10 protein-coding genes are annotated in these 10,388 nt (G+C 65.0%); 8 read left to right on the top strand and 2 right to left on the bottom strand.

Annotated features, from left to right (window positions below; translation table 11 throughout):
* Positions 1–242: 242 nt before the first annotated feature.
* On the bottom strand, positions 243–1,217 hold the full coding sequence (locus tag EB836_RS17585; protein ID WP_135542721.1) for a quinone oxidoreductase: 975 nt from the start codon (positions 1,215–1,217) through the stop codon (positions 243–245).
* 44 nt (positions 1,218–1,261) lie between these two features.
* Between EB836_RS17585 and argC the strand changes: the two genes are divergently transcribed.
* The 7 genes from argC to argH all read left to right on the top strand — a co-directional run bounded on the left by argC (position 1,262) and on the right by argH (position 8,803).
* Complete coding sequence (gene argC, locus EB836_RS17580; RefSeq protein WP_135542719.1) at positions 1,262–2,371, top strand: N-acetyl-gamma-glutamyl-phosphate reductase; 1,110 nt, start codon at positions 1,262–1,264, stop codon at positions 2,369–2,371.
* Positions 2,368–3,546, top strand: a complete 1,179-nt coding sequence (argJ, locus tag EB836_RS17575) for a bifunctional glutamate N-acetyltransferase/amino-acid acetyltransferase ArgJ (RefSeq protein ID WP_135542717.1) — start codon at positions 2,368–2,370, stop codon at positions 3,544–3,546. The genes argC and argJ overlap by 4 nt, the downstream gene beginning before the upstream one ends.
* A gap of 17 nt (positions 3,547–3,563) precedes the next feature.
* Positions 3,564–4,547 (top strand): acetylglutamate kinase, encoded by a 984-nt coding sequence (argB, locus tag EB836_RS17570; RefSeq protein WP_135542725.1) that lies wholly within the window; start codon positions 3,564–3,566, stop codon positions 4,545–4,547.
* Positions 4,540–5,757 (top strand): acetylornithine transaminase, encoded by a 1,218-nt coding sequence (locus EB836_RS17565; protein WP_135542715.1) that lies wholly within the window; start codon positions 4,540–4,542, stop codon positions 5,755–5,757. Before argB ends, EB836_RS17565 begins: the two co-directional genes overlap by 8 nt.
* A 28-nt stretch (positions 5,758–5,785) precedes the next feature.
* Entirely contained in the window at positions 5,786–6,706 is a 921-nt protein-coding gene (argF, locus tag EB836_RS17560) for an ornithine carbamoyltransferase (protein ID WP_135542713.1), read from the top strand.
* The gene (locus EB836_RS17555; RefSeq protein ID WP_135542723.1) at positions 6,706–7,242 is read left to right on the top strand and encodes an arginine repressor; all 537 of its coding nucleotides are present in this window, start codon (positions 6,706–6,708) and stop codon (positions 7,240–7,242) included. Before argF ends, EB836_RS17555 begins: the two co-directional genes overlap by 1 nt.
* A gap of 139 nt (positions 7,243–7,381) precedes the next feature.
* A complete protein-coding gene (argH, locus tag EB836_RS17550; RefSeq protein WP_135542711.1) occupies positions 7,382–8,803 on the top strand; it encodes an argininosuccinate lyase in 1,422 nt (473 codons plus the stop codon).
* A gap of 157 nt (positions 8,804–8,960) precedes the next feature.
* On the opposite strand, the gene EB836_RS17545 is transcribed toward argH, so the two are convergent.
* A complete protein-coding gene (locus tag EB836_RS17545) occupies positions 8,961–9,920 on the bottom strand; it encodes a LysR family transcriptional regulator (RefSeq protein ID WP_135542709.1) in 960 nt (319 codons plus the stop codon).
* Between the two features lie 103 nt (positions 9,921–10,023).
* Here EB836_RS17545 and EB836_RS17540 point away from each other — a divergent pair, with 103 nt between their 5' ends.
* A complete protein-coding gene (locus EB836_RS17540) occupies positions 10,024–10,290 on the top strand; it encodes an MBL fold metallo-hydrolase (RefSeq protein WP_205683412.1) in 267 nt (88 codons plus the stop codon).
* Positions 10,291–10,388 lie beyond the last annotated feature (98 nt).

Raw genomic sequence — 10,388 nt, 5'->3', positions numbered from 1 at the left:
TCTGGGAGGCTCAATGTGGAAGAGACCGGTGAGAGACCGGGACACTACCTCCTGCCCACTCATCGTGCCCAAGCTCAAATTCGAGTGGGCCACCGGACATCAAGCAGATCGGTGGATCAAGGCTTAATGGTACTGGGGCAAAGACAGCCCGTCCGCTTGAGTAGGTGACGGGTTTCAATTGAACGAGGTCGGGGTTCTCCATATTTGGAGAACCCCGACCTCATTGAGTCTGAATGTTTGGATTAGGCCGTCAGCACAACCTTGCCAGTAGTCTGACGCCCTTCAAGCGCGCGGTGCGCATCCGCAGCCTCGGCCAGCGGGAACGTGGCGCCCACGCGGAAGTTCAGCCAGCCCTTCTCAATGCCGTTGAAGAGCATCGCCGAACGCTTTGCTAGCTCCTCCGAGGACCGCACGAACCACGCCAGCGACGGGCGCGAGAGGAAGATGCCGCCTGAAGAGTTCAGGCGCTGAATGTCGAACGGCGGCACCTGACCCGAGGCCCCTCCGAAAAGCACCATCGACCCCAACGGCTTGATCGAGGCCAACGACGCATCGAAGGTGTCCTTGCCGACACCGTCATAGGCAACTTCGACGCCCTCACCGTCGGTCAGCTCGCGCACCTTCGCCGCGATGTCGACGCCCTCGCCATAGAGGAACACCTCATCGGCACCGGCCTTGCGGGCCAGTTCCGCCTTCTCCTCGGTGCTCACGGTCGAAATGACGTTGCCGCCTAGGTGCTTGATGATCTGAGTGAGCAGCAGTCCGACCCCGCCGGCCCCGGCATGGACGAGGGCGGTGTGGCCCGGCTTGATCTCATGCGAACTCGTGGCCAGGTACTGGGCGGTCAGACCCTGCAGCGGCATCGCGGCAGCCACCTCGGCGGACACGCCTTCGGGCACGCGCAGCAGGTTATCCGTGTTCACGACGACTTGAGTCGCGTACGAGCCCGGGCCCTCGTGCCAAGCGACGCGGTCACCGACAGAGAAGCTCTCGACGCCCTCGCCGACAGCGGCGATGCGACCCGTGCCCTCGGAGCCGACGATGTGCGGGTAGTCCATCGGGTACACACCCGAACGACGGTAGGTATCGATGAAGTTCACGCCCGCGGCCTCGACGTCGACGAGCACCTCGCCGGGCCCGGCAACAGGGGTGTCGACTTCGGAGAATTCGAGGACCTCTGGTCCGCCTGCGCGCATCGCTCGTACTGCCTGGGTCATGACGCCTCCTGCATATAATTTAATGTGCTGGTATAGTTATACATATGAATGATCTTACGGTTGCCGTCTCCGGTGCTACCGGATACGCCGGGGGAGAGGTCCTCCGGCTGCTGAGCACTCATCCTCACTTGAACGTCACGACGGTGTGTGGACATTCCACCGCTGGCGAGAAGCTCGGCCGACATCAACCCCATCTTGCCCGATATTCCGACTTCGTGGTCCAGGAGTCCACCGCCGAGGTGCTCGCCGGCCACGATGTCGTCGTCCTCGCCCTGCCCCACGGGCAGTCCGGAAAGATCTCCGCCGAACTCGAGAAGACGAGCCCCGAAACGCTCATCGTCGACCTCGCCGCCGACCACCGGCTCATCAGTGCGACTGCTTGGGAGAAGTTCTACGGCTCCGAACACCAGGGGACCTGGACCTACGGGCTGCCCGAACTGCTCACCGCCGACGGCACGAAGCAGCGCGACGCCCTCAAAAATGCGCAGCGCATCGCCGTGCCTGGCTGCAACGTCACCGCCGTGACCCTCGGCCTCGCACCGCTCATCCAAGCCGGACTCGCCGCACCCGCCGGCCTCAACGCAGTCCTGGCCAACGGCGTGTCCGGAGCGGGCAAGGCGCTCAAGCCGCACCTCACCGCCGCCGAAATCCTCGGCGACGCCTCGCCGTACGGCACCGGCGGGACGCACCGGCACGTGCCCGAGATCGAACAGAACCTCAACGGCGTCATCGGCGCCGACGCCGCCGAAGGCCCGACCCGGATCTCCTTCACCCCGACACTCGTGCCCATGGCCCGCGGAATCCTCGCCACCATCACGGCCGATGCGGGTGACGCCGCACCTCGGACCGCCGAAGGTCTCCTCGACGCCGCGGCGCTGAAGGCCCAACTGGCCCAGGCCTTCGAACGGGCCTACGCTGACGAGCCCTTCGTCCGCGTCCTGCCTGAGGGACAGTGGCCGCGCACCTCGGCGACCACCGGTTCGAACATGGCCCACATCCAGTTCACCGTCGACGAACGTGCCGGCACGATCCTCGTCGTCGTGGCCCTGGACAACCTCGTCCGCGGCACCGCCGGCCAGGCACTCCAGTCCATCCACCTCGCCCTTGGCCTCGATGAGGCCACCGCACTTCCCCTCGAAGGAGTCGCCCCATGAGCGTGACCGCACCACTGGGCTTCACGGCCGCAGGACTGACCGCCGGACTCAAACCCAGCGGAACCAAAGACCTCTCACTCGTCATCAACACCGGCCCCGACACAGCCGTCGCCGCCGTCTACACCTCGAACCGCTGCAAGGCCAACCCCGTGCTGTGGTCGCAGAAAGCCTCGGCGAACGGGCACGCCCGCGCCGTCGTCCTCAACTCCGGGGGAGCGAACTGCTACACCGGCGACTTCGGGTACGAGACGACCACCCTGACCGCCCAGACCACCGCTGAACTGCTCACCGACACCGGCACCGACACTCAAGCCGAAGACATTCTTGTCTGCTCGACCGGGCTCATCGGGGTCGGCGGTCAGGACTTCCGCGATGCCATCGTCGAGAACCTCCCGGCACTCGTGGCCGCCGCCGAGGACACCGTCGACGCCGGAGCCCACGCCGCCGAGGCGATCATGACCACCGACACCGTGGCTAAGACCGCCACCCGCGAGGGCAGCAGCGGGTACACGATCGGAGGCATGGCCAAGGGCGCGGGCATGCTCGCACCCGGGTTGGCCACCATGCTCGTCGTCATCACCACCGACGCGAAGGTCGACAGAGAAGTGCTCGATCAGGCCCTGCGGGCCTCGACAAGTAAGAGCTTCGACCGCCTCGACACCGACGGGTGCATGTCAACGAACGACACCGTCATCCTCATGTCCTCCGGCGCCCACGACGCCGAAGTCGACACGGAGGAGTTCACGAGCCTCCTCGGCGAAGTCTGCCTCGACCTCATGCACCAGCTCCACGTCGACGCCGAAGGCGCCCACCACGACATCGCGATCACCACTCAGGGTGCGGCCAGCGAAGACGACGCCGTCATGGTCTCCCGCTCGGTGTCACGTTCGGCCCTGTTCAAGGCCGCGATCTTCGGTCAGGATCCGAACTGGGGGCGCGTCGTCGCTCAGGTGGGAACCACCTCGGCGACCTTCGATCCCACGCTCATCGACGTGACGATCAACGGCACGCAGGTCTGTCAAGCCTCCGGACCCTATGAAGACCCGGAGAAGGTCGAATTCGACCGCAACGTCGACGTCGTCATCGACCTCCACGCCGGAGACCACACCGCCACGGTCTGGACCTCGGACCTCACCCACGATTACGTCGAAGAGAACAGCGCCTACTCCACATGAGCAACAACCCCCACGACATGTCCACGAAATCCACGGCCGCCCGGCTCGCCGCCGCCCAGGTCAAGGCCGAAGCCCTGACCGAAGCGCTGCCGTGGATCAAGACCTTCACCGGTGCCACGATCGTCATCAAATACGGCGGCAACGCGATGATCTCCCCGGAGCTGCAGCAGTCCTTCGCCGATGACATCGCCTTCCTCCGCTTCGCCGGCATCCGCCCCGTCGTCGTCCACGGCGGCGGCCCCCAGATCTCGGCCATGCTGGCCCGCTTGGGCATCGAGTCCGAGTTCAAAGCCGGGCAGCGGGTGACCACCCCGGAAGCCGCCGAGGTCATCCGCATGGTCCTGTCCGGCCAGGTCAACCGCGACATCGTCTCCCGCATCAACCAGAACGGCAACGCCGCCATCGGACTGTCCGGTGAGGACGCAGACCTCCTGCTGGCGAACAAGACCCACGCCGAGGCCGACGGAGAAGTCATCGACCTCGGCCGGGTGGGCGAGATCGCCGAGGTCAACACCACCGTGCTCACCGAACTCCTCGACGCCGGACGGGTGCCCGTCATCTGCTCGATCGCCTCGGAGATCAACGGGGAGGCCGGAAAACCGCTCAACATCAACGCCGACCTCGCCGCCTCCGCAGTGGCCAAGGCACTCAAAGCCGACAAACTCATCATGCTCACCGATGTGCCCGGCCTCTACGCGAACTGGCCCGACACCTCTTCACTGATTTCGCGCATCGGACCGGCCAAGCTGCGCGAACTGCTGCCCAGCCTCGACGCGGGCATGATCCCGAAGATGACCGCCGCCCTCGAGGCCATCGAGCACGGGGTGCAGCAGGCCCACATCATCGACGGCCGGATGGCGCACTCGCTGCTGCTCGAGGTCTTCACCTCCGAGGGCATCGGCACCATGGTCGAAGACACCATCGTCGAACCCGCACCCTTGGGCGACGGACACAAAGGCGAAGGCCACGAAACACTCAAGGAGGACGAGAACGATGAGTGAGACACCAGCCCAGACCTGGCGCGATGACTTCTCCCGCGTCCTGTCCCCGGTCTTCGGCTCACCCCAGCTCGACCTCGTCCGCGGTCAGGGCTCCTATGTCTGGGACGCCTCGGGCACGAAGTACCTCGACCTGCTCGCCGGCATCGCCGTCAACGCACTCGGCCACAGCCACCCCGCCTGGGTCAACGCGATCACCGAGCAGGCGAACACGCTCGGCCACATCTCGAACTTCTTCACCTCCCCGGCTCAGATCGGCCTGGCCGAGAAACTCCATGAGGTCCTCGACCTGCCGGCCGGGTCCGCCGTGTTCTTCTCGAACTCGGGCACCGAAGCCAACGAGGCGGCCTTCAAGATGGCTCGCCGCGCGGCCGGCGGGGGACGCCCCTTCATCATCGCGATCGACGGCGCCTTCCACGGCCGCACGATGGGAGCGCTGGCACTGACGGCGAAGGAAGCCTACCGCGCCCCCTTCGCCCCCGGAGTGCCCGGAGTCGTCCACGTCCCCTACGGGGATGTCGAGGCGCTGGCCGCCGCGATCAATGAGAACACCGCCGCCGTGTTCATCGAACCCGTCCAAGGTGAGGTCGGGGTCCGGACCCATCCTGCCGGTTACCTCACCGCCGTGCGGGAACTGACGACGAAGGTCGGGGCACTCATGATCCTGGACGAAGTGCAGTCAGGCATCGGTCGCACCGGGTCCTGGTTCGCTCATCAGGATCCCGAGATCGGCGAGGGCATCGTCCCGGACATCATCACCTCGGCGAAGGGCCTCGGCGGCGGCATGCCGATCGGCGCGACCATCACGTTCGGCGATGCGAACACCAAACTGCTCGAAGCCGGGCAGCACGGCACGACCTTCGGCGGCAATCCGCTGGCCTGCGCCGCCGGACTCGCAGTCCTCGAGACCATCGAGAACGAGAAGCTTCTCGACCACGTCGCCGAAGTCAGCGACTGGCTCCAGACCGAACTGGCGAAAGTCGACGGCGTCGGGACGATCACCGGCAAGGGACTTCTCCTCGGGCTCGAACTCACGGCCGGTGCCGACGGTCAGGCCCCAGACTCGAAGGCCGTGGCCGCCCGCGCGCTCGAGGCCGGGTTCATCATCAACCCCGTCGCCCCCGGACGCCTGCGGCTGGCCCCGCCGCTGACGATCACCACTGACGAACTCGCCCCGTTCATCGCGGCCCTGCCCGGCCTCATCGCCGGCTGAGCCCCGCCCCATCTCCGAAGGACACCCCATGACACGCCACTTCCTCAAGGACACGGATCTCAGCCCCGCTGAGCAGACGCACGTCCTCGACCTCGCCGCCGAACTCAAGGCCGCCCCCTACTCGCGCACCCCGCTGGCCGGACCGCAGACCGCCGCCGTCATCTTCGACAAGACATCGACGCGGACCCGCGTGTCCTTCGCCGCCGGCATCGCCGCTCTCGGCGGACAGCCGCTCATCATCAACCCCGGCGAGGCGCAGCTCGGACACAAGGAATCGATCGCCGACACCGCCCAGGTGATGTCGCGCATGGTCTCGACGATCATCTGGCGCACCTTCTCCCAAGCCGGACTCGACGAGATGGCCGAGAACTCCTCCGTGCCCGTCATCAACTCGCTGTCCGATGACTTCCACCCCTGCCAGATACTCGCCGACCTGCTCACCATCCGCGAGCACCGTGGCGACGTGAAGGGGCAGACGATGAGCTACTTCGGCGACGGGGCGAACAACATGGCGAACTCCTACGCCCTCGGCGGAGTCAACGCCGGAATGCATGTGCGCATCGCAGCACCGGCAGGCTTCCAGCCCGATGCTGCGATCGTCGCCGAAGCCGAGGCCCTCGCCGCGCAGACCGGCGGGTCGCTGACCGTCACCGCCGACCCGGTCGCCGCAGCCACCGGCGCCGACGTCCTCGTCACCGACACCTGGGTGTCGATGGGCCAGGATTCGGCCGGACGCGACGACGAGGCCTCACCGTTTATGAAGTTCCAGGTCAGCCAGGAACTCATGGAGGCCGGCAACGATCCGATCTTCCTCCACTGCCTGCCCGCCTACCGCGGCAAAGAGGTCACGGCCGAGGTCATCGACGGCCCCGCCTCGGTGGTCTTCGATGAGGCCGAGAACCGCCTCCACGCGCAGAAGGCGCTCATGGCATTCCTCCTGGAGCGATGATGACCGACACGAACGCGAATGCCGGCGGCAACAGCGCACCGCTGACGAAGACCGCTCGGCAGCAGAAGATCATCGACCTCATCACCCGCCAATCCGTGCGGTCCCAGATCGAACTCGCCGAGGCACTCGCCACGATGGGCATCACTGTCACCCAGGCGACCCTGTCGCGCGACCTCGCCGAGGTGGGGGCCGTGAAGATCCGGTCCACCGCCGGATCCGTGTACGCCGTCCCCGGCGAGGGCGGGGACCGCTCCCTGCAGCAGTCGACGGGGGACAGCCTCGATGCGAAGCTGCCCCGGATTCTCGAGGAACTCCTCGTCTCCGCGGTCTCGCAGGACAACACGGTCGTGCTGCGCACCCCGCCCGGGGCCGCACAGTATCTCGCCTCGGCGATCGACCGCTCCTCGATGGTCGGGATCTTCGGGACCCTGGCCGGCGACGACACGGTCCTCGTCATCGCCGACGCCGCAGTCGGGGGAGCGGCCCTGGCCGAGACGTTCCTCGAATACGCGGCCGGCGGACTCGTCGATGGGTGAGGAATCCACGCTCACGCTGGGTCGACGAGCCGCCTCGGCGATGATCGGCCCGAGGAAATCCTGCGACAATGACAACTGAGCTTCTCCACGACAACGAATGGGCCGAGGCATCTGCGACTCGGTGAAGAAAGGACGATCTGTGAGCGAACGACTGAGCCTGTGGGGCGGACGATTCTCCGACGGTCCGGCCGATGCCCTGGCCGCACTGAGCAAGTCCACGGACTTCGACTGGCGCCTGGCGAAGTACGACATCGCCGGGTCGAAGGCCCACGCGAAGGTCCTCCACCACGCGGGTCTGCTCACCGACGAGGAACTGTCCGGCATGCATGAGGCTCTCGACGAGCTTCTGCGCCGCGTCGAGACCGGCGAGTACGTCGCCGCCGAGTCCGATGAGGATGTGCACTCGTCGTTGGAGCGCGGACTCATTGAGATCGCCGGTCCGGAGCTCGGAGGCAAGCTGCGTGCCGGTCGGTCACGCAATGATCAGATCGCGACGATGGGGCGCATGTACCTGCGCGACCATGCCCGTGAGGTCGCCGGTCTCGTGCTCGACACCGTCGAGGTGCTCATCGCTCAGGCCGAAGAGCATCCCGAGGTGCCGATGCCCGGACGCACGCACCTCCAGCACGCTCAGCCGGTGCTGCTGGCCCACCACCTGCTCGCCCACGCGTGGCCGTTGCTGCGCGATGTTGCGCGCTTCGTTGATTTCGATGCGCGTGCCGGTGTCTCTGCCTACGGTTCTGGTGCGCTGGCTGGGTCGTCATTGGGGCTTGACCCACAGGCCGTGGCTGCGGACCTCGGTTTCAACGATTCGGTGGAGAACTCCATCGACGGCACGGCGTCGCGCGATGTCTTCGCCGAGTACCTCTTCATCACGACGATGATCGGCATCGACCTCTCCCGCCTGTCCGAGGAGGTCATCGCGTGGGCGACGAAGGAGTTCTCGTTCGTCACCCTCCACGATGCGTATTCGACGGGATCGTCGATCATGCCGCAGAAGAAGAACCCCGACGTCGCCGAGCTCACGCGTGGCAAGTCCGGTCGCCTCATCGGTGATCTCACCGGGCTGCTGTCGACGCTCAAGGCACTGCCGTTGGCGTACAACCGAGATCTGCAGGAGGACAAGGAGCCGGTCTTCGACGCCACCGACACTCTCGAACTGTTGCTGCCGGCGTTCACCGGGATGGTGGCGACGCTGAAGTTCGACACCGAACGCATGGCGTATCTGGCTCCGCGCGGATTCGCGCTGGCCACGGACATCGCCGAGTGGCTCGTGCGTGAGGGCGTGCCGTTCCGTGTGGCTCACGAGCTCTCGGGAGCGTGCGTGCAGTTGGCCGAGTCGCGGGATGTCGAACTGTGGGACCTCTCCGACGAGGACTTCTCGGGGATCTCACCGCACCTGACGCCTGCCGTGCGCGAGGTGCTCACGACGCTCGGCTCGATCGATTCGCGCAATGCCAAGGGCGGCACCGCTCGCTCGGCCGTCGAGCAGCAGATCGCCAACGCGAAGGCAGAGGTCACACGCCTGCGTGAGTTCGCAGGGTCGACCCGCAGCGTGTGAGCTATACGTCCCTGCGACCGAAGCTTCCGGTCGGCTGATCGGAACTGTGTCAGCGGTGCTCTGATCGTTCGGCGATCGGAGCACCGTCCGTCTTTCGTGACTGTGTTGAGTGCTGCTCGGGGCCGACCGCGAGTTGTCGGCAGCTGTTTTTCCTCGTTTAGGGATGCGTGAGCTTCGGTGTTCGGCTCTGGTGTTTCCACCGATGAGGATCGGTATCTGCGGCGGTCTTCCGAAGGATGTCCAATGCCGCAGTGAGTTTCTTCGAAAGTCGTGCTCCGGTCATTGTCACTCCAACAATCGTGTTGGCGAATTCCGGGTTGGTCACCGGCAGATATCGCACTGGCATGCCCTGAAAGGTCAGGGTGTCCGGGTGAGGAACAGCGTTGGCCAAGGAAAAACCGAGTCCTAACCCCACCATCGACCTGATTGTCTCCGCATTCGGAATGAGCCAGCGAACAGAAGGCTCATAACCGATTCCGCGGATCTGGCTGATCAAGAGGTCCGCGGTCGGCGGAGAATCGAGCAGAATGAGCGGGTCGTCGATGAGCTCGGCGATATCGACACCGTCTTGTTCAGCTACAGGATGATCAGCAGAGACGATGGCGTGCAGCTGTACTTCGGCGAGGTCGTGCCTGGTGACTCCCTCGATCTGGATCTGCTTGCGGTACATGACAGCAACATCTACCTCACCATTGAGAACCATCTGTTGAACGGTCAACGGATGGGCTTCGACAAAGCTGACGTCAACCTGCGGGTGGTGTTTGACGAACTGAGCAGCCGTAGCTGGAAGCATCCGTGGCCCCGCCGTCGGTATGCAACCGATGCGCAAGGGCCCCTGTAAGGCAGCCGACTCGTCGTTCAGAGATTCCACAGCGTCCGAGACATTTGAAAGGATCTCTCTGGCCCGAACTCCGAATTCCCTGCCAGCGCTCGTCGGACGGGCGCGCCGAGCCGGACCACGCGCAATAAGCGTGACTTTGAGCTGCTTTTCGAGTTGGGCGAGAGCCGCAGAGACCGTCGCCTGTGACACTCGGCAGTCTTTTGCCGCGTCGCTCACCGAACCACGATCGAGAACGGCGAGAAAATACTCGAGCTGGCGGAGTGTGAGGTCAGTCATAGCTAGAGTCTATATTGAAGCCAGTAAAAATTTGCTTTTCTTTTTGATGTCAACGGGAAAGACTGAGGAGGTCAAAGACGCAACAACGTGAAAGTGCCGGGTTATGAACGATTCGAAGATGAAAGTAGTCACCCTAGGAACCGCAGGTGGCCCGCGATGGTGGAAGGGCGATTCCAAGGATCGAGCGGGTATCTCAACCGCGATCGTCGTTGAGGATCGCTTCTATCTCGTGGACGCCGGTCACGGTGTCGGGCGTCGCATTCGTCAGGCTGGTCTCGAGCTCGGCGATCTGGGCGGAATCTTCATCACTCACCTGCATTCGGATCACACCATCGATCTGCTGGCGCGTAGCGTCGGTTGGTACGGATAGTCCACGTACCTGGTACTGGTGCTCGGTGGGAGTGGTACTGGCCCCGAGCGTGTGCTCGGGGCCGGCACCTGTCGTCCTGGCGGCTACTCCCAGTAGCC

This window comes from Brevibacterium sp. S111, from assembly GCF_004745075.1.
Lineage (GTDB): Bacteria > Actinomycetota > Actinomycetes > Actinomycetales > Brevibacteriaceae > Brevibacterium.
The sequence above is the reverse complement of the archived record's forward strand: the minus strand, read 5'-3'. Positions and strand labels throughout refer to the sequence as shown.